19 protein-coding genes are annotated in these 22,477 nt (G+C 70.6%); 5 read left to right on the top strand and 14 right to left on the bottom strand.

The window, feature by feature from the left end:
- Positions 1-299 precede the first annotated feature (299 nt).
- The 9 genes from ACFT9I_RS29170 to ACFT9I_RS29130 form a co-directional block, all read right to left on the bottom strand.
- The gene (locus tag ACFT9I_RS29170; RefSeq protein WP_382569091.1) at positions 300-1,130 is read right to left on the bottom strand and encodes an HAD family hydrolase; all 831 of its coding nucleotides are present in this window, start codon (positions 1,128-1,130) and stop codon (positions 300-302) included.
- Positions 1,127-2,416: a serine--tRNA ligase gene (serS, locus tag ACFT9I_RS29165; RefSeq protein WP_382569090.1), complete on the bottom strand. Its 1,290-nt coding sequence runs from the start codon at positions 2,414-2,416 to the stop codon at positions 1,127-1,129. The genes ACFT9I_RS29170 and serS overlap by 4 nt, the downstream gene beginning before the upstream one ends.
- Before the next feature lie 548 nt (positions 2,417-2,964).
- Complete coding sequence (gene pheA / locus ACFT9I_RS29160) at positions 2,965-3,900, bottom strand: prephenate dehydratase (RefSeq protein ID WP_382569089.1); 936 nt, start codon at positions 3,898-3,900, stop codon at positions 2,965-2,967.
- Positions 3,901-3,999: 99 nt separating this feature from the next.
- Positions 4,000-5,226 carry an iron uptake transporter deferrochelatase/peroxidase subunit gene (gene efeB / locus ACFT9I_RS29155; protein ID WP_382569095.1) on the bottom strand — a complete coding sequence of 409 codons (1,227 nt, stop codon included), beginning with the start codon at positions 5,224-5,226 and terminating at the stop codon, positions 4,000-4,002.
- 82 nt (positions 5,227-5,308) lie between these two features.
- Complete coding sequence (locus ACFT9I_RS29150) at positions 5,309-7,276, bottom strand: copper resistance CopC/CopD family protein (RefSeq protein ID WP_382569087.1); 1,968 nt, start codon at positions 7,274-7,276, stop codon at positions 5,309-5,311.
- Between the two features lie 14 nt (positions 7,277-7,290).
- On the bottom strand, positions 7,291-7,746 hold the full coding sequence (locus ACFT9I_RS29145; protein ID WP_382569094.1) for a copper chaperone PCu(A)C: 456 nt from the start codon (positions 7,744-7,746) through the stop codon (positions 7,291-7,293).
- Between the two features lie 20 nt (positions 7,747-7,766).
- The gene (locus ACFT9I_RS29140) at positions 7,767-8,429 is read right to left on the bottom strand and encodes an SCO family protein (protein ID WP_382569085.1); all 663 of its coding nucleotides are present in this window, start codon (positions 8,427-8,429) and stop codon (positions 7,767-7,769) included.
- Positions 8,430-8,498: 69 nt separating this feature from the next.
- A complete protein-coding gene (locus ACFT9I_RS29135; RefSeq protein WP_382569084.1) occupies positions 8,499-9,341 on the bottom strand; it encodes a YcnI family protein in 843 nt (280 codons plus the stop codon).
- 108 nt (positions 9,342-9,449) lie between these two features.
- On the bottom strand, positions 9,450-10,310 hold the full coding sequence (locus tag ACFT9I_RS29130) for a hypothetical protein (RefSeq protein ID WP_382569082.1): 861 nt from the start codon (positions 10,308-10,310) through the stop codon (positions 9,450-9,452).
- A 192-nt stretch (positions 10,311-10,502) separates the two neighbouring features.
- Here ACFT9I_RS29130 and ACFT9I_RS29125 point away from each other — a divergent pair, with 192 nt between their 5' ends.
- Complete coding sequence (locus tag ACFT9I_RS29125) at positions 10,503-10,988, top strand: ATP-binding protein (RefSeq protein WP_382569080.1); 486 nt, start codon at positions 10,503-10,505, stop codon at positions 10,986-10,988.
- Positions 10,989-11,088: 100 nt separating this feature from the next.
- On the opposite strand, the gene ACFT9I_RS29120 is transcribed toward ACFT9I_RS29125, so the two are convergent.
- Together ACFT9I_RS29120 and ACFT9I_RS29115 are read right to left on the bottom strand one after the other, a co-directional pair.
- The gene (locus ACFT9I_RS29120; protein ID WP_382569078.1) at positions 11,089-12,630 is read right to left on the bottom strand and encodes an aminopeptidase P family protein; all 1,542 of its coding nucleotides are present in this window, start codon (positions 12,628-12,630) and stop codon (positions 11,089-11,091) included.
- 174 nt (positions 12,631-12,804) lie between these two features.
- Positions 12,805-14,325: a PP2C family protein-serine/threonine phosphatase gene (locus ACFT9I_RS29115; protein WP_382569077.1), complete on the bottom strand. Its 1,521-nt coding sequence runs from the start codon at positions 14,323-14,325 to the stop codon at positions 12,805-12,807.
- Between the two features lie 521 nt (positions 14,326-14,846).
- On the opposite strand from ACFT9I_RS29115, the gene ACFT9I_RS29110 reads away from it, so the two are divergent.
- A complete protein-coding gene (locus ACFT9I_RS29110) occupies positions 14,847-15,530 on the top strand; it encodes a bifunctional DNA primase/polymerase (RefSeq protein WP_382569075.1) in 684 nt (227 codons plus the stop codon).
- 210 nt (positions 15,531-15,740) lie between these two features.
- Entirely contained in the window at positions 15,741-16,268 is a 528-nt protein-coding gene (locus tag ACFT9I_RS29105) for a hypothetical protein (protein ID WP_382569073.1), read from the top strand.
- A 292-nt stretch (positions 16,269-16,560) separates the two neighbouring features.
- Here the strand turns inward: ACFT9I_RS29105 and ACFT9I_RS29100 are convergent, their stop codons facing one another.
- The 3 genes from ACFT9I_RS29100 to ACFT9I_RS29090 form a co-directional block, all read right to left on the bottom strand.
- Positions 16,561-17,541 carry a DUF5926 family protein gene (locus ACFT9I_RS29100; RefSeq protein WP_382569072.1) on the bottom strand — a complete coding sequence of 327 codons (981 nt, stop codon included), beginning with the start codon at positions 17,539-17,541 and terminating at the stop codon, positions 16,561-16,563.
- A gap of 253 nt (positions 17,542-17,794) precedes the next feature.
- Positions 17,795-18,361, bottom strand: a complete 567-nt coding sequence (locus ACFT9I_RS29095) for an ATP-binding protein (protein WP_382569093.1) — start codon at positions 18,359-18,361, stop codon at positions 17,795-17,797.
- A gap of 117 nt (positions 18,362-18,478) precedes the next feature.
- A complete protein-coding gene (locus ACFT9I_RS29090) occupies positions 18,479-19,336 on the bottom strand; it encodes a glycerophosphodiester phosphodiesterase (protein WP_382569070.1) in 858 nt (285 codons plus the stop codon).
- Positions 19,337-19,605: 269 nt separating this feature from the next.
- Here ACFT9I_RS29090 and ACFT9I_RS29085 point away from each other — a divergent pair, with 269 nt between their 5' ends.
- Both ACFT9I_RS29085 and ACFT9I_RS29080 read left to right on the top strand, forming a co-directional pair.
- Complete coding sequence (locus tag ACFT9I_RS29085) at positions 19,606-21,138, top strand: S1C family serine protease (RefSeq protein WP_382569068.1); 1,533 nt, start codon at positions 19,606-19,608, stop codon at positions 21,136-21,138.
- A gap of 205 nt (positions 21,139-21,343) precedes the next feature.
- Positions 21,344-22,468 carry an asparaginase gene (locus tag ACFT9I_RS29080; protein ID WP_382569067.1) on the top strand — a complete coding sequence of 375 codons (1,125 nt, stop codon included), beginning with the start codon at positions 21,344-21,346 and terminating at the stop codon, positions 22,466-22,468.
- The last annotated feature ends 9 nt before the right edge of the window (positions 22,469-22,477 follow it).

Genomic DNA, 22,477 nt, shown 5'->3' with positions numbered 1-22,477 from the left:
GGCCGGACGGGACGGCCACCGCGCCAGGACCCGCGTAATCGGGTGGCGCCCAAGTACCGCGCGGGTGCACAGTGTTGGTGTCAGGCACCACTGGACCGGGAGAGGAGCGCGGCGATGACCAGTAGTTCGAGTCCGTCGAGTTCCCGACAGGGCAGTCCCGACCCGGCACCGGAGTAACCACTTCCGCTCCGTGCGGCCGACGGTGACCCGCCCAAGGGGGCGGTCGCTTCGAGCGCGCGTTCGCGCGCGGACCGCCCCCTCCCTCTCGACTCTCCGCGTCTCGACCGGAAGCGGGCGCCTCAGCCCTGCTGAAGCAGCCTCTCCAACACCACGGCGATACCGTCGTCGTCGTTCGACGCGGTCACCTCGTCCGCCACGGCCTTGAGCGCCTCGTGCGCGTTGGCCATCGCCACACCGTGCCGCGCCCAGCCGAACATCGGAATGTCGTTGGGCATGTCGCCGAACGCGATCGTGTCGGCCGCCGTCACGCCGAGCCGCCGCGCGGCCAGCGAGAGCCCCGTCGCCTTGCTCAGACCCAGCGGCAGGATCTCCACGACCCCCGGCCCCGCCATCACCACGGCCACCATGCCGCCGACCGTCTCCTGCGCGACCTTCGCCAACGCGTCGTCGCTCAGCTCCGGATGCTGGATGTAGACCTTGTTGATCGGCGCGGTCCACATCTCCTCGCGATCGTCGAGGAACAGCGAGGGCAGCGGGCCCTCCTGCACCTGGTAGCCCGGCCCGATCAGGACGTCACCGTCGAGGCCGTCACGGCTCGCGGCCAGCGCCAGCGGGCCCACCTCCGCCTCGATCTTCGCCAGCGCGAGAACGGCCACCTGCCGGTCCAGCGTCACCGACGTCAGCAGTCTGTGCTCACCGGCGTGGTAAACCTGCGCGCCCTGGCCACAGACCGCCAACCCGTCGTACCCGAGATCGTCCAGGATGCCCCGTGTCCACGGCACGGCCCGCCCGGTGACGATGATGTGCGCGGCGCCCGCCGCCGTGGCGGCGGCGAGCGCGTCACGCGTACGCCCGGAGACCGTGTGGTCCTCGCGCAGCAGCGTGCCGTCGAGGTCGGTCGCGACGAGCTTGTACGGGAAGGCGGAAGCAGGGGCAGGGGCGGAACTCACTTGGCGATCGGCTCCAGCGTCTCGCGCCCGCCCAGATACGGACGGAGCACCTCGGGCACCCACACCGAACCGTCGGCCTGCTGGTGGTTCTCCAGCAGCGCCACGATCGTGCGCGGTACGGCGCAGAGCGTGCCGTTCAGCGTCGCGAGCGGCCTCACCTGCTGCTTGCCGTCCTTGGCCTCACGCATCCGTACGGAGAGCCGACGGGCCTGGAAACCGTCGCAGTTGGACGCGGACGTCAGCTCGCGGTACTTGCCCTGCGTCGGGATCCACGCCTCGCAGTCGAACTTGCGCGAGGCCGAGGCACCCAGGTCGCCCGTGGCCACGTCGATCACCTGGAAGGGCAGCCCGAGGCCGGTGAGCCACTGCTTCTCCCACTCCAGCAGCCGCGTGTGCTCGGCCTCGGCGTCAGCCGGGTCGACGTACGAGAACATCTCGACCTTGTCGAACTGGTGCACCCGGAAGATGCCCCGGGTGTCCTTGCCGTAGGTGCCCGCCTCGCGGCGGAAGCACGGCGAGAAGCCCGCGTACCGCAGGGGCAGCTTGTCGGCGTCGATGATCTCGTCCATGTGGTACGCGGCGAGGGGCACCTCCGACGTACCGACCAGGTAGTAGTCGTCCTTCTCCAGGTGGTACACGTTCTCGGCGGCCTGGCCGAGGAAGCCCGTGCCCTCCATCGCGCGCGGGCGCACCAGCGCGGGGGTCAGCATCGGGATGAAGCCGGCGTCGGTGGCCTGCGCGATCGCCGCGTTCACCAGGGCGAGTTCGAGCAGGGCGCCGATGCCCGTCAGATAGTAGAAGCGCGAGCCGGAGACCTTCGCGCCGCGCTCCATGTCGATGGCGCCGAGCGCCTCGCCCAGCTCCAGGTGGTCCTTGGGCTCGAAGCCCTCGGCGGCGAAGTCGCGCGGGGTGCCGATCGTGTCGAGGACGACGAAGTCCTCCTCGCCGCCCACGGGCACGTCCGGGTGGACGATGTTGCCCAGCTGGAGGAGCAGCCGCCTGGCCTCCTCGTCGGCCTCGTGCTGCGCGACGTCGGCTGCCTTCACGGCCGCGGACAGCTCCCGGGTGCGCGCCAGCAGCTCGGTCTTCTCGTCGCCGGTGGCCTTGGGGACGAGTTTGCCGAGCGTCTTCTGCTCGGAACGGAGCTCGTCGAAGCGGACGCCGGAGGCCCTGCGCCGCTCGTCGGCGGAGAGCAGGGCGTCGACGACGGCGACGTCCTCTCCACGGGCGCGCTGCGAGGCGCGGACACGGTCGGGGTCGTCTCGGAGCAGGCGAAGGTCAATCACCCCACCAGGCTACCGGTGCGTGCTTCCGCCACCCCACCCGATATTTCAGCGTGTGGTGCTTTGTCTGAATTGCCGCAATTGGGGAGAGTGAGGAAAGAGTGAAAAGGGAGGGCCGCTTGCGTCAATAGCGGGTGGCCATTTCCCCGGAAAGGGGCACCGGCGATGTTCCGTTGACTCATTTCCCTTGTGGCGCGCGGCACTTGGGGCGACGTTGTCCACAGAGGCGTACCGACTCGGAAAGTTATCCACAGGCTGTGTGGGGAATCTGTGGATCGCGAGCGACGTCGCGGTGAAAGCCCATGTGGGAGCGGGAGGATTCTCCTCGTAAACCCGCTTCACATACTCATTCGGGTGGGACTTGGTCCCTCTAACGAGTTGATCAATGGAATGGGAGTGACGCAGGCCACTTCCGCGCCCTGTGGATGGAAGTACGGTCGCTGAGGAGATTTGTCGACCCGTTCGGCCGCCCCTGTCGACTTGTCCCCAGGGTGGCTGGTCCGCCTGTGGATAACTCTGGGGACAACGGGCCTCCCCGCCGCCCCGGCGGCTCAGATCCGGCCGTCCTGGCTGCGGGCCAGCCAGTCGGCGGCGTCCATGAACTCCGCGTCCGACGTCCCCGGGCGGAGCCGCGGCAGGTCCTCCGGAGCCACACCGGCCCTCGGGTACGACCCCAGGAACCGCACCTTCGGGCTGATCCGCTTCAGCCCCATCAGCGCCTCGCCCACGCGCCGGTCCGCGATATGGCCCTCGGCGTCCACGGCGAAGGAGTAGTTACCGATGCCCGCGCCCGTCGGCCGCGACTGGATGAGCATCAGGTTGACCCCGCGTATGGCGAACTCCTGGAGCAGTTCGAGCAGCGCGCCCGGGTGGTCCTCGCCGAGCCAGACCACGACGGACGTCTTGTCCGCGCCGGTCGGCGCCGCAGGCCGCGCGGGCCTGCCCACCAGGACGAAGCGCGTCTCCGCGTTCTCGGCGTCGTGGATCTCGGTGACCAGGGCTTCGAGCCCGTACGTCACCGCCGCGAACTCACCGGCGAAGGCGGCGTCGAACCGGCCCTCCTGGACCAGCCGCGCGCCGTCCGCGTTCGACGCGGCCGACTCCCACAGCGCGTTCGGGAGATTGGCCCGCAGCCAGTTGCGCACCTGCGGCTGCGCCACCGGATGACCGGTCACCGTCTTGACGTCGGACAGCGCCGTCCCCGGCCTGACGAGGAGCGCGAAGGCGATGGGCAGCACCACCTCGCGGTAGATCATCAGCGGCTCGCCCGACGCGAGTTCGTCGAGGGTCGCGGTGACGCCGCCCTCCACCGAGTTCTCGATCGGTACGAGGGCGGCCGCGGCGTCCCCGTGCCGTACGGCATCGAGGGCCGCGGGCACCGAGACCATCGGGATCAGCTCCCGGGTGGCGGCTTCCGGAAGGGTGCGGAGGGCGGCTTCGGTGAAGGTGCCCTCGGGGCCCAGGTACGTATAGCGCGTGGCCGACATGTGGTCACTTTAGTCCGATCGGCGGACGGCCCAGGACGTCAGCCCACGGCCCAGGTCAGGCATCCGGGGCCGGAAGTCCGGCCCGGCCCCGGCCCCGGCTCAGGACTCCAGCAGCCGCTGGCCCACGTACTCGCCCTCGCGCGCTCCGCCCGGCACCGCGTACAGGCCGCTCGACTCGTGCCGTACGAACGCCGACAGCGCGTCACCCCGGTCGAGCTTGCGCTGCACCGGCACGAAGCCCCTCAGCGGATCGGCCTGCCAGCAGACGAACAGCAGGCCCGCGTCGGGCGTGCCGTCCGCCGCGATGCCGTCGTGGAAGGAGAACGGGCGGCGCAGCATCGCCGCTCCGCCGTTCTGCTCCGGCGCCGAGATCCGTGCGTGCGCGTTGTCCGGGATGACGAGCCTGCCGTCCGGGCCGGTCTTGTCGAGGGCGAGCGCGGTCGTCTCCGTGCCGCCGGTGAGCGGGGCGCCGTCGGACTTGCGGCGGCCGATGACGAGTTCCTGGCGGTCGACCGGCAGGGCGTCCCAGTCGTCGAGCAGCATCCGGATCCGGCGTACGACGGCGTACGAGCCGCCCGCCATCCAGTCGGGTGTCCCGGCCGGCGGCTTCGCCGGGACGAAGATCCGCCGGTCGAAGTCGGGCTCCGTCGGCTTGGGGTTGTTGGTGCCGTCGACCTGGCCCATCAGATTGCGGGCCGTCATCGGGCGGGCGGTGGCGCCGGGCGAGCGGTTGAAGCCGTTCATCTGCCACCGCACCCGCGCCGCGTCGCCCGCCTCCTTAAGAAGGGCGCGCAGCGCATGGAAGGCGACGAGCGAGTCGTCCGAGCCGATCTGTACCCACAGATCGCCTTCGCTGCGGCGGGCGTCGAGGTGGTCCGAGGAGAAGGCCGGCAGCGGGTCGAGCGCCGACGGGCGGCGGTCGGCCAGCTTCGTCACGTCGAAGAAGGTCCGGCCGAAGCCGAAGGTCACCGTCAGCGCGGAAGGTCCCGCGTCCAGCGCGACGCCCGTGTCGCGCTCCCCGGCCGGTTCGCCCGCCATGAGCCGTCGCGTGGTCTCCGACCAGCGGCGCAGCAGCGCGGCTGCCTCCTTGCGTCCGGCGCCCGGTGCCAGGTCGAGGGCGACCAGATGGCCGCGGGCCTGGAGCGGGGTGGTGATGCCGGCCTGGTGGTCGCCGTGGAACGCGACGGTGGCCGAGCCGACCGTGGCGAGCGCCGTCGGCTCGTCGGGGCGGGTGGCGGCGTACGTGGCGCTCCCGCCGGCCGCTCCGGCGACGAGGCCCGCGGCGCCGACGGCACCGGCCGTACCGATCAGCCGCCGCCGTGAGATCGCGGGGGTGGCGTCGCGGCCGTCGGAGCCGGCGCCGGAGGCGGTGTCGGTGTCATTGGTCGTACGGGTGTCGCTCACGGGGTCAGCCGATCTTCACGTTCTTCTCGATGGTGGTCTGGTCGATGTCCGAGGTCCGCACGGTCACCTGGAGATTCCAGTCGCCGGGCATCGGGATCTGTACGTTGGCCGTGCTCCAGTGTCCCGGTGCCAGGCGCTCGGGCACGACGGGGAGCGGGCCGATCTGCTCGGACTTCAGGGTGTAGGCGACCTTCACCTCGGGCACGTCCATCGGCTTCCCGTCCGGGCCGTCGATCCAGACGTGCATGAGGTTGGCGCCGGGGCGGGCGGGGTCGAGGGTGAGCCGCAGCGTGCCCTTGCCCTTCGCACCGCCGGTGTCGAAGGGCTCGGTGAGGTTGACGGGGCGGGCGGGGGCGGGCGCGGCGGCCTCGGTGCTCGACCGGCCGACCTCCTTCTCCTGCGTACGTCCCGGCTCGGTGCCCGTCAGGGCGGTCGTGACGGCGAGCACCACGAGGGCGATGCCCGCCTCGGTCAGTACGGAGCGGCGCAGCCCGGACCGCTCGGTGTCGGCGTCGCGGTTCCGCTTCTTGCGGGCTGTGGCCAACGCGGTGCGCTGGCGGGCGAGTTGGACGGCGCGCTCGGGATCGGCACCGACCTCTTCGGCTTCCTCGGCTCCGTCTTCCGTTCCGGCATCCGCCGAGGTCTCCGTCTCCGTCTTCGCCTGCTCGCCCAGCAGCCCCGTCCAGCGCCGCGAGAACCAGGCGACACCGAGCAGTACGGCGATCAGCCCGACCTTGACCAGCAGGAGTTGGCCGTACGACGTACCGGTCCACGCGTCCCAGGAGCCGACCTGCCGCCACGACTGGTAGAGCCCGGTCACGGCCAGAACGACGACGCTGACGAAGGCGATCCGCGAGAAGCGCCGCACGGCGGCGCGTTCGATGTCCGGCGCCCCGTAGAGGGCGACCAGCAGCGATACGAGGCCGCCGAGCCAGGCGGCCACGGCCAGCAGATGCAGGACGTCCAGCGGCATGGCGAGGCCGGTCTGGATGCCGGTCGACGCGTGCTCGGACAGCGCCCACGTCCCGGCGATACCGGCGGCGACGACCGCGCCGCCCAGGCTCAGCCCGAAGGTGAGATCACCCTTCGCCTTCCCCGCGTCGGACTCCCTCTCGGATCCCGCTCCAGATTCCGTTTCGGATCCCGTCTCGGATTCCGCTTCCGTGACGCGCTTCGCGTACGCGCCGAACAGCACGGCGATGAAGAGCGCGGCCGCGCCGAGCAGCAACAGCCGCGAGACGAGCGCGGCGCCCGTCTTGGTGTCCAGCACGTCCGACAGCCCGCCGAGGTCGAACATGTCGCCGAGCTTGCCGGACCCGGTGTACGGAGTCCGCAGTAGTAGGAGGACGAGTGTCGCGGCGGTCATGGTGACCCAGCCGCCGACGACGAGCCGTTGCAACGGCCGTACGGAAGCGCCCCGCTGCCAGCAGGCGAGGACGAACGCCGCCCCGCCGACGAGCAGGATGAACCCGACGTACGAGATGTAGCGCACCGTGTCGTACACCGTCCCGACCAGTCCGCCCCCGGCCTCCTGATCGGGCACGGTGGCCGTGGTCGCCGACGGCGCCCCGACGGAGAAGGTGAACGCGCCGGACACGGGATGGCTGTCGGCCGAGACCGCCTGCCAGGCGACGGTGTACGTGCCGTCCGGCAGTCCGGGCTTCAGGCCGACGGCGTAGCGGACGGTGCCGCCCTGGCTCAGGTCGCGCATCTTCGCGACGTCGACGCGCTTGCTGCTGGGGTCGAGGACCCGGATGGAGTCGTCGCCCATGGCGATCTGTTCGGAGAAGGTGAGTGTGATGTCCTGCGGAGCGACGTCGACCACCGCCCCGTCCTTCGGATCGCTGCCGGTCAGCGCCGCGTGCGCGGACGCCGTACCGGAGAGCGCGCCGAAGAGGCCGAGGACCGTTACGGCGCCGACGAGCAGCAGCCGTATGAGCCGGGTTCCGAAGCGGGGGGCGGTGGCCGTCATGGTGAGTCAGTCCCTCAGTGCCGCGTGGGGTTGTAGGTGGTCTCCTTGACGGGAAGGTCGACCTTGATCGGGTCGGTCTTCTCGAAGTGCAGTTCCACGGAGATCCGTTGGCCTTGTTCGAGCTTCTTCTTCAGGCCCATGAACATCAGATGGCTGCCGCCGCGATCCAGACTCAGCTCGCCGTCGGCCGGGATGTCGAAGGACTTCACCTGCCGCATCTTCTGGTCCTTGGTCTCGTGGATCGTGACGTCGTCCGAGATGTCGCTGGTGACGGAGGTGAGCTTGTCCGCCGCGCCACCGCTGTTGGTGACCGTGAGGAAGCCGGACGCCATGTCGCTGACGGGCTGCGGCATGAACGCCCCGCTGACCTTCAACTGAGGCTTGTCCTCGGAGGCGTCCGCCGACGAGCACCCCGCCAGGGCCGCGAGGGACGCGACCGACACCAGCGACACCAGCACCGACCCGGCGATGGGACGGCCGCCGCGCGCCCTCACGGCTTCTCGCCCTTGATGAGCTTCGGCAGGTCCTTCGTGTAGTCGTCGGCCGTGGTGTCCTCGCCGTACAGGACGTAACCGCCGTCCGTCTTCGGCGAGAACGCGATGACCTGGGCCCCGTGCATGGAGACGACGGTGCCGTCCTTCTCCTTCGTCGCCGGCTCGATGCCGATGCCGACCTGGCGCGCGCCGGCCTGGATGGTCGGGAAGTCGCCGGTGAGGCCGACGAACGACGGGTCGCCCGCGCTCGGCAGCCACTTGGCGAGTTCGGCGGAGGTGTCCCGCTCGGGGTCGGTGGTGACGAACACGACCTGGAGCTTGTCCTGGTCGGCCTTGGGGAGCGCCTTCCTGGCGATGGCGATGTTGCTCATCGTCAGCGGGCAGACGTCCGGGCAGTGCGTGTAGCCGAAGTAGATCAGCGTCGGCTTGCCCTTGGTCTCCTCGCGGAAGTCGTACGTCTTGCCCTTGGTGTCCTTGAGGACGAGGTTCGGCTTCTCGAAGGGCTTGTCGAGCACGGTCGCCGCTTGCGTCTTCGGCTGGCTGGAGACGTCGGCCACGGGCTTCGACGCGTCGTCGTCGCCGCCGCTTCCGCAGGCGGACAGGGTGAGTGCCAGGGCCGCCGTGAGTGCGGCGGCGGTGAGCACGGTCTTCTTGCGCATGAAGGTAGTTCCCATTGGTGGAGTACGGGGCTCCGGGCGCGGGCCCAGCGGCGGGCCCGCGCCCGCTGATCAGCTGGCGGGGGTGCTGTCGGACGAGGTACGGCGGCGGCCGGCCAGGACGCCGAAGGCCACACCGGCGGCGCCGATGACGATGCCGACGATGCCGAGGGTGCGGGCCGTGCCGTCGCTGCTGTCGGACGAGGCTGCGTTCTCCCCGGCCCCGGCCCCGTCCTTGCCGTCGCTGTCGTCCGAGGCGTGGGCGGCGCCCTTGGCGTCGTCCTTGTCACCGGCCGCCGCGCCGTGGCCGTCCTCGGTGGCGGCGGTCAGCGCCAGGACCGGCGCCGGGCTCTCGGGCTCGGCGCCCTCGGTCGGCGCGTCGATCCAGCGCACGACCTCGTCGTTGTCGTACGTCTGGAGGGTCTTGAACACCAACTGGTCGGCGTCCTCGGGCAGCTGGCCGATGGAGAGCGGGAACTGCTGGAAGTAGCCGGACTCGACACCGTCGCCCGTGGCGGTCCAGGTGACCTTCGAGACGGCTTCGGTGATCTGCTTGCCGTGCAGCTCGATCGGCTTGGCGAGCTTGCTCTTGGTGACGACGATCTTCCAGCCGGGCACGGCCTGCGGCGACACCGACGCCAGCGGGTGCTCGGTCGGGAAGTTCACTTCGAGCTTGACGGTCGAGGCGTCGTCGCGCTCGTTCGGGACCTTGAAGTTGACCGTCGCGTAGCCGCCCTTGGCGGCTTCGCCGACCGGCTGCACACCGACGTGCGCGAGGGCGGGACCGGCGAGCAGTACGACGGCGGACGCGGCGACGCCGCCGACGACTGCCGCACGGCGCGCGGTGCGCGTACGACCGGCGGTGGACAGCCGCGAGACACCGCGACGAGACGTGTTCGTACGAGAGGCGTTCATGACAGGAGACACTCCACGGGTGTGGGGGAGACGGTGAGCCGCGCGCGGATACGCGTCGGCATCGCGACGCCACTGCCCTCCGTACTACGTACGGGGCGTGTCGTCGCGTCAGGCGGCGAGAGTGAGTACGGCCGGGGGGCCGCGCCTGATCACCGAATGCTGAAGCGTCTCCTCCGTGTACGACGGCGGAGTGTCACGGCGTGGGGCCGGCCGGGCGAGCCGCCCGGGGGCGGGCGTGACCGGCAGACCGGCGTGCAGGGCCCGTACGAGACCGAGGGCGGCCCGCAGCGCCCGCAGCCGCGCGTTGTCGGCGACGGCTTCGCCGAAGCCGTCGCCGAGGCCCTGGGACGAGAGCGTGGCGACCCGGGCGAGCGCGAGGTCGCCGCGGCGCATGAGCCAGCCGGTCGCGAGGGCGGCCAGCAGGTGCGCGAGGAACATGGGCAGGCTGGGCAGCTCGGGCAGCAGCCCGGCCACCCCGCCGGTGCCATCGGCCGTCGCCTGGGCGGCCGTTGCGGCGGACGTGCCGCCGTGCAGGTGACCGCCCTGCGCGGCCGCGCCGCCGAGGGTGGCGGGGTCGATCCCGGCGTCGGTCACGATGCGGTGCGCGTCGACGGGGCTCAGCGACGCCGGGCCGGCCCCGCAGATCAGCTTCGCCGCCATGCGGACGAGTACGTCGTCGGCGCCGGCGCGCATCGTGAGGTGGTGCTGGCTCATCCCGAACAGGGCGTGCAGCGCGAGCTGTCCACCCGTCAGGGCGAGCGCTATGGAGGGCAGTGAACGGACGCGTCCGGCGAGCGGCGCGGCCACCGCGAAGACACCGGCGAAACCGATGACGAGCGTCCACCAGGGGACGGCCTGACAGGCCGCGATCACATGTCCTGTCCCGGACAGCACGACACAGACCGCGGTGAACACCGCGGCCCTCAGGAGCCGCAGACCGGCCCCGGCGCGTACGACACGATCCGGCATGGCCGGGTCATCATCGCACTGCGGTCGGCGGCTTCCTACGGCAGGTCCGGAAGATCACCCTCTGTCCCTTACAACGGCGGACGGGTCATGCGCGTCCGCCGAATGAGTTGTTTCACGCGATCGATGTGCTTACGAGTCGCCCGCAACGGCAATACGTATCGGTATGTCGAGCTGTGGCCAGGAGGCTGGAGCATGAGCATCTGGTGGTCCCTCCATTTGCGGCGCGAAGCCGCGAGCGTCCCGCTCGCGCGCCGTCTTCTGATCGGCACGATGGAGACCGCGGGCGTCGACCCCGACATTTCCTTCGATCTGTCCGTCGCACTGAGCGAGGCCTGCGCGAACGCCGTCGAGCACGGCGGTGACGACGGGCCCGGCGCACCGTCCAAGGCGTCGGAGGCGTACCGGGTGACCGCGTATCTGGACGGCGAGAAGTGCCGTATCGAAGTGTCCGACTCCGGGCCGGGATTCCCCTCCCGCCGGGCCGTCCGGCGGCCGGCCGCCTTCGCCGCCTCGACCGCCGAGGACGGGCGGGGGCTGTCGCTGATCGAGCAGCTGGCCGACCATGTCCACTGCCGGAACAGGCCGGGGCGGGGCGCGGTGATCAGCTTCGACAAGATCCTGAAGTGGCGCGAGGAGACCCCGCTGGTGGCCCTGGGCGGTACGACCGCCGGAGTCTGACCCTCAGGGATGGGCGCACACGAACCCGAAGGCCCGGCCGCGCGTCACGCGCGACCGGGCCGACGACTGTTCGCCCGGGACCTGCTGCCGGACCCCGCTCTCAGCCCTGCGCGGCGGGCTCGGTGGCCTTGGTGGCCGCCATCCACGCCTCGACGTCGGCGGACGTACGCGGCAGCCCGGCCGACAGATTCCGGTTGCCGTCCTCCGTGACCAGGATGTCGTCCTCGATCCGGACCCCGATGCCCCGGTACTCCTCCGGCACCGTGAGGTCGTCCGCCTGGAAGTACAGTCCCGGCTCGACGGTCAGACACATACCGGGCTCCAGCGTCCCGTCCACGTACGCCTCCGTCCGCGCGGCCGCGCAGTCGTGGACGTCCAGGCCGAGCATGTGCCCGGTGCCGTGCAGCGTCCAGCGGCGCTGGAGACCCAGCTCCAGGACCTGCTCGACCGGCCCGTCGAGCAGGCCCCACTCGACGAGCCTCTCGGCGAGCACGCGCTGCGACGCGTCGTGGAAGTCCCGGTACTTCGCGCCCGGCTTCACCGCGGCGATACCGGCCTCCTGCGACTCGTACACCGCGTCGTAGATCTTCCGCTGCAGCTCGTCGAACCGGCCGTTGATCGGCAGGGTGCGGGTGACGTCGGCGGTGTAGAGGGTGTGGGTCTCCACGCCGGCGTCGAGCAGGAGCAGATCGCCGGAGCGCACGTCCCCGTCGTTGCGCACCCAGTGCAGGGTGGTGGCGTGCGGTCCCGCGGCGCAGATCGAGCCGTAGCCGATGTCGTTGCCCTCGACGCGGGCGCGCAGGAAGAACGTCCCCTCGATGTAGCGCTCGCTGGTCGCCTCCGCCTTGTCGAGGATCCGTACGACGTCCTCGAAGCCGCGGACGGTCGAGTCGACGGCCTTCTGGAGCTCGCCGATCTCGAAGTCGTCCTTCACCGCGCGCGCCTCGGACAGATGGACGCGCAGCTCCTCGTCGCGCTCCGCCGTGACCTTGTCGGCCAGCGCGGCCTCGATGGCGGCGTCGTGCCCGCGGACGGCGCGCACCGGGCCGGTCGCCTCGCGCAGCGCGCCGGCCAGCTCCCGTACGTCCTTCGCGGGCAGGCCGATCAGCTGCTCGGCCTCGGCGAGCGAGTGCCGGCGGCCGACCCACAGCTCGCCCTGGCGGCCGTCGAGCCAGAATTCGCCGTTCCCCCGGTTGGAGCGCGGGGTGAGATAGATCGTCGCCCGGTGGCCCTCGCCGCCGGACACCGGCTCCAGCACGAGGACGCCGTCCTCCGTGTGGTCGCCGGTGAGATACGCGTACTCCGTGGAGGGACGGAAGCTGTACTCCGTGTCGTTGGACCGGGTCTTCAGGCCGCCGGCGGGGATCACCAGGCGGTCGCCCGGGAATCGCGCGGACAGCTCGGCACGGCGGGCCGCGGTGTGCGTCGCCTGTGCGAGGGGCTCCAGGTCATGGAGCTCCGTGTCGGCCCAGCCCGACTTCATGTTCTCGGCCAGCTCGTCGGACACACTCATGTACAGGCCGTTCTTGCGCTTCTTGACGGGCTTCTCGGCCGACGCCTCGTCGGCGTCATCGAGCACTGTGTCCTGATTTCCCAGTGATTCCGGGGTCTCCGGCTTTTCCGGGATGAGCTCCTCGGCCACGGTCTGCCTCCTCTGTACGACATTGGACCTTTCGGGTCCCGGCACCATCGTATGTCTGTACGGGAGACTGGCCAGGGGGCCTGTGGACAACCCGGCGGACGCGCGGACGGGGCGGCCGTACGCGGCGGCGGACAGGCCGGAGGGGGACGGTCCGGTTCAGTCGGTTCAGTCGGTTCAGTCGAAGAGTGCGGCGAGGATCACGACGTCCTCCGCGCTCCCGTCGTGGCGGCCGCCGGGGACGGGCTCGTCGAGCCCTTCGGGCAGCACCAGCCGCAGTACGTGGTCGGCGATCGCCCCCGGATCGTCCCTGAGGCTCCTGGGCACACTCGCGGCCGCCGCGTGCAGCCGCGCGAAGGCCCGGTCCATCGGGTCGCCGGTGCGCCGCAGCAGCCCGTCCGTGTACAGCAGCACCGTTTCTCCTGGCGCGGGCGACAGCTCCACGCTCGGCGCCTCCCAGCAGGACAGCATCCCGAGCGGCGCCGACAGCGTCGTCTCGACGAACTCCGTACGTTGCTCCCCCACGATCAGCGGCGGCGCGTGCCCGGCCCCGGCGAGCACGATCTTGCGCAGCGCCGGTTCGGCGTAGGCGAAGAGCGCGGTGGCGGTGCGGGCCGGTTCGGTCAGCCGCAGCAGCAGTTCGAGGTCGGACAGTACGGCGACGGGGTCCTCGCCCTCCATCACCGCGTACGCCCGCAGGGAGGCGCGCAGCCGTCCCATGGCGGCCAGGGCGCTCGGCCCCGACCCGCTCACGGAGCCGACGGCCAGCCCCAGCGCGCCCTCGGGCAGCGGCAGCGCGTCGTACCAGTCGCCGCCGCCGTGCCCGCTCGTGCGGTGCCGTACGGCGAGTCGTACGCCCGGCACCCGGGGGAGCCTGCTGGGCAGCAGCTCGTCGGCGATCGTGGCCTCGCGGGCGCGGGCGGTCTCCAGCTCCAGGAGGCGCGCCAGATGCTCGGCGGCGTACCGGGCGTAGAGACCCACCAGATGGCGCTGTCTTTCCACCGGTTCGGCGGGTTCGTCGTAAAACCAGACCGCGGCGCCGATCCGTCCGGCCGTCTCGGCCCTGAGAGAGACCGCGTACGTGGCGCCGTAGCCGAGCCGACGTGCCACGTCGCGGTGCAGCGGGTCGAGGTCCGGGTCGCCGAGCACGTCGCCGACGGACTCGGCGGCGGTCCCGGGCTCCGTGGTGTCGTCGAGGAGCCGTCCGTAGGAGGTCGCGTCCCGCGGTACGGTCTCCAGCTGGCCGAGGTCGCCGTGGCTGAGGCCGAGTCCGACGGTGACGCAGGGGGTGTGCTCGTCCGCGCGGGGCGCCGGTTCGAGGACGACCAGGCCGCGCGAGGAGCCGACGAGGGCGGCTCCGGCCCGTACGACCTCGTTGAGGGCCGCGTCCACCGAACCCGTCCTGGCCAGGCGTTCCGTGAGTTCGTGGAGGGTGGTCAGGTCGGAGACCCAGCCGGCCAGCCGGTCCTGGATCATGACCACGGGTGCGCCGGCGGACTCGTCGAGGGGCGGGGCAGTGTGCGCGGGAGCCGGAACTACTGAATCGATTCCAGCCACTTTCGGCATGTGCGGAGCGCTCATGGCAACCGGCTTTCTGACTGGTGCGTTTCGCGCAATAGCATCGCAAACCACCAGGTGATACTGCGCCACTATCAGTGCATCCACATGTACACGCACAACTGAGGCGATGTCCAGCATTGTCCTGGCGGAACTACTGGTGTCTGTGCGACGGTTATCTTGGCGAGAAAATGACCCCAGCGCAGTATTCTGCGATCGACTGAGGGAACTCGACAGGAGCCTCCCCGGTGAAGCGCAGGCGACATCGTGGAGGAGCGTCATCCCGCACGTGATGGGTACGTAAACGGTGACGGACAGGGGCAGTTGGGACGGCCCCGGAACCTGACGGACGGCTTCGGCGTCTTAACCGCCGTAGCCCGCGCGCCATCCCGCGAGTGGCGGGGCTGTCACAGGAAGATCGACAGACCATTGAGTGCGCCACCCGTCGTTACGCGTTAACGAAGACAGACTGCGTTCGGCCCAGGAGCGGTGAGCCCAGCCGCAGGTTGGCGAAGTCCGACTGTGCCCCGTCCAAAGGGGCGGCGGAGCGTCGACGACATGCGTCGACTGTACGCACAGCGATACGCACAGTGAAGCCATGCACACAGATTTACCGGTGTGGCATGTGGACCTCGGCGTTCAACGGAAAGGAACGAGCGCTCATGCGCGAGATCCTCGGAAGGCGACGCAGGCTCCTGTTCAGGCGCAAGGGGATGCCTGCCCCACTCGAAGCGGCGCTGACGTGCGCCACGGCGTGGCAGTGGCCCGTACTTCCCGGAGCCGGCCTGAAGACGTCCGGCGGCCGGGGCGATCGTGGCCTCGGCTGCGCCTGCCCGGACCCGGAGTGCGCCGTACCCGGCGCGCACCCCTTCGATCCCGGCCTGCTGGCCGCGACGACCGACGAGCGCATGGTGCGCTGGTGGTGGGCCAACCGGCCCACGGCCCCGATCGTGATGGCCACCGGAGGCACCGCGCCGTGCGCGGTGAGTCTGCCCGCTGCCGCCGGGGAGCGTGCGCTGGTGGCACTGGACCAGATGGGGATGCGCCTCGGCCCGGTCGTGGCGACACCCACGCGCTGGTCGCTGCTGGTGGCCCCGTACACCCTGGAGCGGCTCGGTGAGCTGCTCTTCGCCAAGGACTGGGTGCCCAGTTCGCTCCGCTTCCACGGCGAGGGCGGCTATCTGGTGCTCCCGCCGTCCGAGGCGGTCGGCGGTCAGGTGCGCTGGGAGCGGGCGCCACTGCCCGGCTCGGCGTCGCCGTGGCTGCCGGACGTGGAGGCGGTCGTGGACGCGCTGGTCGAGGCGAGCACGAGCGCGCCGGACGGCGGCAGCAGACTCGCCTACTGAGCACAGGGGTGCGTACGCACCGACATACGCACCGACATACCGGGCCGCGCCTTCGAGGTGCGGCCCGGTTTTCGTCGCGGCTGTCACTCGTACGGGTGCGAGGTGGCCCGAGTTGTACGGGAAATGGGCGCGCGGCGCGCCGGGTGGCCCGATTCCGCCGATATCTTCGGCCGACGGTCAAGATCTCCCCGGCAGCGGCAGGTGGGCCCCATGAATCTCCGTGTGATCGGGCTCGCCACCCTGGTGGTGTTCACCGCCCTGCTGCCGCTGGCCGCGTCCGCGGGCCCCGCGGGCGGTCCGGCGACCGGCCCCACGACGCGCTCCGGGCCCGACACGCCCCGTGCGGCGCCCCCGGTCACCCACCAGGAGCCGGAGAACGGCGACGTCGCGGCCGTCGAGCACTGCGGTCCGGCGCTCACGTCGCGTGACGGGATCGAGGCCCAGACCTGCGTTCTCACCGAGAACGGGGACACCTGGGGCCGTACGTACTACCGGAATGCATCAGGTGAGGAATTGCGTTCCGTGCTCAGCCTGATGGGGCCCGGCGGGCGGACCGTGCAGTCCCACTGCGCGGTGGAAGACGGCGACGAGCCGGGTTCTTGTGAAACTCCGCGTGAACGCACTGCGGGAAAGCCCGCACGGTACTGGGCGGTCGCGGAGTTCGCGGGAAGTGCCGACGGGACCGGGCCGCTGTTGCTCAGGTCCGGCAGCAACTCCGCTGCTCCGTCGGCCAGTTGAGGATCCCGGTCGGTTCACGGATGCGACGGCCGAGAGGCGCGCAACGGCGCGGCAACTCTGCACTCTTCACTCCGGAAATTGCACGAACACCGCCGGGGAACGAAGACGCCCGGTCGCTGGCGACGGGGGATGCACCAGCGACCGGACTTCTAGAACGGTAACAAGAGATCGACGGTTAGCAAATTCGATCTGATGTATTCGGACAAGAAATTACTTGCCGGTACGGGCAGTTGTGACGACTGTCACCGTGGGCGACGAATTTCTTGAGCCTCAGCTGAGCCTCAGGTGAGGATCAGCTGAGGGTCACCTGGCGGTTGGTGAGCCCGCCGCGCGCCCGGCGCTCGTCCCCGGTCAGCGGCGCGTCCACCGCCAGGGCGGCCGTCAGCCGCTCCTGCAGCTCCGCCGCGGGCTTCTCGCAGTCCTCGGCGCGCATCGCGCTCGGCAGGTCCCAGACCGGCACCGTGAGCCCGTGCGCCCGGAAGGAGCCGACCAGCCGTGTGCCCTCGCCGAGGCTCGACGTGCCGGCGGCGTGCAGCCGGGCGAGCGCGTCGAGCAGCTTCTCCTCGGGGTGCGGCATGACCCAGCGCAGGTGGTTCTTGTCGGGCGTCTCGCACCAGTACGCGGCGTCCGCGCCGGTGAGCTTCACCGTCGGGATCGCGGCGGCGTTGGCCCGCTCCAGCGACGCGGTCACCTCGGGGGTCGCGTTCTCGGCGTCCGGCACCCAGAACTCGAAGCCCGGGTGGACGACCGGCGCGAAGTCGGCGTCCGGGTCCAGCAGGTCCTGAAGACGCGGCCCGTCTGCCGGAACGCGCTGCGCGGCGACCGGGTTGCCGGGCTCCGCGCTCAGCGCCCGCCGGAGCGTGTCGGCGAGGTCGCGGCTGAGGTCGCCGGAGGAGGTGTCGTTCTGGAGCGCGAGCAGCACGGAGCCGTCGTCGCGGCGCAGCGCGGGCCAGGCCATCGGCAGGACGGTCGCGAGGGTCACGGACGGTACGCCGTCCGGCAGACCCCCCTTGAGCGTCAGTTCGGCGGTCGCGGCGGGCACCAGCTCGCGCAGCGCGATCCAGTCGCACTCGTCGGCCAGCCCCTCGAAGGGGCGCTGGACCAGCTCGGTGACGGCCTGTGCGGCGGCCCGGCCGTGACAGGCCTTGTAGCGGCGGCCCGAGCCGCACGGGCAGGGCTCGCGCGCGCCCACGACCGGAATTGGCCCGTCCGTGAGCTGAGCTTTCGCGGACTGAGCCTTCGCGGCCTTGGTCTGGGGGCGCTTCTTGGCCATGGTGGGCTTCTCCCGATAGCGGCAGTGCGGTGTCGGGCGCGAGCCTAGCCGTACCGCGTATTGCCGTGGGCGCAACGCCCCATCGGGGGAGGGCGGGTGGGGGCGCGTACGAGGGTCGCGTACGGCTCCGCGGCTGCCGCTCCGTGGCTGCCCCGCGTACCGCGTACCCGGCGCGCGTGCCTGTCGCGTTTGCCCGCCGCGCGTACCGGCTCGTCGGCCCGCCCGTTCGCCGACCTGTTCGCCGACCCGTCCGTCAGGTCAGGTCGTCGACCGGGTCGAAGGTGTCGGCGAAGTCCAGCTCAGGGACAGCGACGCGCGTAGAGAAATCCTCATGGCGATGCCCTTCGGTGACGATCACCCACACCGTGACCTCGCCGGACGAGCTGTCCCGTACGCCCCAGTCCTGGGCGAGCGAGGTGATGATGTTCAGCCCGCGGCCGCCGCGCGCGGTGACCGAGGGTGTGGCCGGAACCGGTCGGGTCGGGCCGCCGCCGTCCGTCACCTCGACGGTCAGCCGGCCGGCGCCGTCGACCTCCCAGGCGGCGCGTACGTCGCCGTCACCGATCTCCGCGCGCCCCAGCGGTCTGCCGTGCCGGCAGGCATTGCTGAGCAGTTCGGAAAGGATCAGTACGGCATCGTCGACGACCGCGTCCGGCATCCCTCGGCCGCGCAACTGCTCGCGCATCCGATGCCTCGCCTGTCCCACGCCCGCAGGGCCATGGGGAACGGCCATGCTCGACGACGTGGGCACTTCTTGTGCCACCACAAACGCCACCCCCGAGACCTCCTTTGCCCCACGCCACGGTGTGAATGCCCCAATGGCCTGGACCGGAAACCGGCCAAGGGAAGGTCAGTGACGCACTCGACAGGGTCGAACACGTACCGAACGCGCCGGTGCACTCCACGTCACCCTCCGTACTCCCCAATCCCCGACAAGTCAGGCAAGGCGTCCCAGTTGGGACAGCACCTGTTTGGGGCGGTTGGTGATGATTGCCTCCACTCCGAGGTTCGCGCAGAGTTCGACGTCTTCCGGTTCGTTCACCGTCCAGACATGGACACGGTGCCCCGCCTTGTGCAGCCGTTCCACATAGCCCGGTTGGTTGCGCACGATCCGGATGCCGGGCCCGGCGATCCGGGCGCCTGCGGGCAGCCGTCCGTCGCGCAGCCGGGGCGAGACGAACTGCATCAGATAGACGGTCGGCAGTTGCGGCGCGGCGTCGGCGATGCGGTGCAGCGACCGGGCCGAGAAGCTCATGATGCGTACCGGGGACGGATCGGGTGACCCGCCCGGCGATCGGCCGGACGACCCGCCGGACGGCCTGCCGGGTGCCGGGCCGTCGAGTCCGAAGCGCGCCAGCATGTGGAGCAGCCGCTCCTCCACCTGTCCGGCCCAGCGGGTGGGATGTTTGGTCTCGATGGCCAGTTCGATGCGCCGGTCGGTGTCGGCGACGAGTTCCAGCAGGCGCTCAAGCGTCAGTACGGAGGTGAGGGAGCGGTCCTTCCAGTCGGGACTCTCCTCGCTGTCCATGTTCTCCATCCACGAGCCGAAGTCGAGGGTGGCCAGATCGGCGAGCTCCAGGGCGGAGACGGCGCCGCGTCCGTTGGAGGTGCGGTTCACGCGGCGGTCGTGTACGCAGACGAGGTGCCCGTCGGCGGTCAGCCGTACATCGCATTCCAGTGCGTCGGCCCCGTCCTCGATGGCCTTCTTGTAGGCGGCCAGAGTGTGTTCAGGGGCGTCCTCGGAGGCTCCTCGGTGGGCGACGACCTGGATGCTGTGCTGCCGTGCTTGAGTCACCCCGCCATGGTGTCACCGAGACGGGGTAAGCGTGGGGCGGTGCCCCTCCCGGGGCGTACTGCGGATGCGTCCCGTTTGCCCCGTAATAAAGGATGGTGGGGAGACACACAGGTCCTGCTTACCGTGGCCTGACGTGCTGTGGGAAAAGCTGAGGGCAGCGACGTACGAGAGACGTGTACATGTCGAAGGTCATGTACCGCCACCTGAACGCGGCGGAAAACAGCGGAACTCTTGCCGAAGACTGATGTGGAACCGAGGAGTAAAAGACTGTGAGCACCGAGAACGAGGGCACAGCGGTCCCGTCCGCCCCGTCCGTACCTCCCGTGCCGGTTGCCGCTCCCGAGGGCACACCCGCGTCCGCTCCGGGGGAGTTCACGCACGATCAGCGGCACCAGCCCCCGCAGCACCAGGACGCCCCGCAGCAGCAGACCCCTCCGCCGTACCCCGAGCAGCCCGGCCGGGCCAGTGAGCCCGGTCAGGGATCCGAGCCCACGACGCAGCTGCCCGGAGCCGTACCGGCGTACCTCCCCGGCACGGCGGGATCCACCGGCTCGGCCCCCGACGCGGGATGGCCGCCGCCCCCGCCCCCGCCGTCCCAGCCTCATTACGGAGGCGGTGGCAGTGGTGGCGGCGGATGGGGCGAGCCGTCCCCGTCCGGGCCGCAGCCGTCCCGTAAGCGCCCCGGTGGGCTGATCGCCGCGGTGCTCGCGGCGGCGCTGGTCGCCGGAGTGGTCGGCGGCGGGATCGGTTACTGGGCGGCGGACAGCAACAACGACGACAGCGTCAGCGGTGGTTCGACCACGGTCTCCGCGGCCGACTCCCCGGCGCTGAAGCGCGAGGAGGGCAGCACGGCGGCGGTGGCCGGCAAGGCGCTCCCGAGCGTCGTCACGATCACGGCGCAGGCCCAGGGCGGTGACGGCGGTACAGGCACAGGGTTCATCTACGACAAGCAGGGCCACATCCTCACGAACAACCACGTGGTGGCCTCGGCCGCCGACGGCGGAGACCTGACGGCGACGTTCTCCAACGGCAAGGAGTACGCGGCCGAGGTCGTCGGCCGCGCCGAGGGCTACGACGTCGCCGTGGTGAAGCTGAAGGACCCGCCGTCCGGCCTGAAGCCGCTGGCCCTGGGCAATTCGGACCAGGTGGCCGTCGGCGACTCGACGATCGCGATCGGCGCGCCCTTCGGGCTCTCCAACACCGTCACGACGGGCATCATCAGCGCCAAGAACCGCCCGGTGGCCTCCGGCGACGGTTCCAGCGACAAGAACTCGTACATGAGCGCCCTGCAGACCGATGCCTCCATCAACCCCGGCAACTCCGGCGGTCCGCTGCTGGACGCGCGGGGCGCGGTCATCGGCATGAACTCGGCCATCCAGCCCTCGGGTGGTGGCGGCGGTGGCGGCGGGACCCAGTCGGGTTCGGTCGGCCTCGGCTTCGCCATCCCGATCAACCAGGCGAAGACGGTCGCCGGGGAGCTGATCAAGACCGGGCAGCCCGTCTATCCGGTCATCGGCGCGACGGTCTCCATGTCGGAGGGCGGCGACGGCGCGACGATCTCGGGCGACGGCGGGGGCGGCACCCCGGCGGTGACGCCGGACGGGCCGGCCGCGAAGGCGGGGCTCAAGTCGGGTGACGTCATCACGAAGTTCAACGACGTGCCGATCGACAGCGGCCCGACGCTGATCAGCGAGATCTGGACGCACAAGCCGGGCGACAAGATCAAGATCACATACACGCGAGGCGGCAAGGAGTCGCAGGTCGACGTGACGCTGGGCGAGCGCAAGGGCGATACGCAGTAGGAGATGTGCGACAAGAGTCTGACTTAAGGATGGGGCGCCCACTCGGGCGCCCCATCTGTTGTCTTCTCCCGATCTGTCTTCTCGTGCTGTCCCTGTGCGAAACGCTGATTTAACGGCGACGGCTGTGGCGTGAAATATGCCTCAGTCACGTTTCTCCCAGATCTGGCGTGATCAGTCCGTTCAGTCCGTCTGGGAGAGGTACGGCATGCGAGGAATCCTGCGTCGAAGCGCCTTGCTGACGGCGGTCGTTGCCCTGACCGCCGGCACGGCCACCGCCGCCGAAAGGGACAAGTCCCCGGCCAAGCGCCCGAAGGTGGCCGTCATCGGCACCGGCGGAACGATCGCCGGCGTGAGCCAGAGCAGGGTGGACTTCCAGGACTACCAGTCCGGCAAGATCCCCATCTCCGAGCTGGTCGGCGACCTCAAGCCGGAGGTGAACGAGATCGCCGACGTGTCCACCGTGCAGTTCGGCAACAAGGGTTCCGGCAGCTACTCCATAGCCGAATTCCGCGCGTTGACCCTCGCGGTCGACAAGGCCCTCCGTACGAATGACGCGGCGGTCGTCACCACCGGCACGGACACGATGGAGGAGTTCGCGTACTGGCTCGACCTGACGGTCCGCAGCGACAAGCCGGTGATCCTGACCGGGGCGATGCGCCCGTGGACCGTCCTCGGTACGGATGGTCCCGCGAACCTGTACAACGCGATCCAGCTCGCCGCCAGCCGTAAGACCACGTGCTTCGGCAGCGTCATCATGCTCAACGACGAGATCCAGGCGGCGCGCGAGGTACGCAAGACGGACGCGCTGCGCATGGACACCTTCAACAGCGGCGCGAGCGGGACGCTGGGGGTCGTGGACCAGGAGCGCGTGCGGATCAACAGGGCGCCCGCGCGGGTGGAGAAGTGCGGCAGGTCGAGCTGGCGTACCCCGTTCGACGTCGGCAGGATCGCGGAGAAGGACCTGCCGAAGGTCGAGATCGCGTTCAGCTACCAGGGCGCGAGTGGCGAGGCCGTGAAGGCGTTCGCCGACGCGGGCGCGGACGGCGTCGTCACGGCGGGTACGGGCGCGGGCGGCATCTCGTCGTCGATGTCGGCGGCCCGCACCGACGCCACCAAGCAGGGCGTGGTGTTCGCGTCCACCACGCGTACGGGCAACGGCGCCGTCTACGACGAGGGCGAGGGTGACGACGCGGTCGTCGGGGCCGCGGACCTCAGCCCGCAGAAGGCGCGCATTCTGCTGCTGCTCTCGCTGGCGAAGACGGACGACGTGGCGAAGATCCGCTCGTGGTTCACGACGCTGGGGACGGCGGAGTTCACGAAGCACGGATAGGCGGCACGG

Source organism: Streptomyces sp. NPDC057137, from assembly GCF_042670825.1.
Lineage (GTDB): Bacteria > Actinomycetota > Actinomycetes > Streptomycetales > Streptomycetaceae > Streptomyces.
Note: the sequence above shows the minus strand (reverse complement) of the source record. Positions and strands in the feature narration are given on the sequence as shown.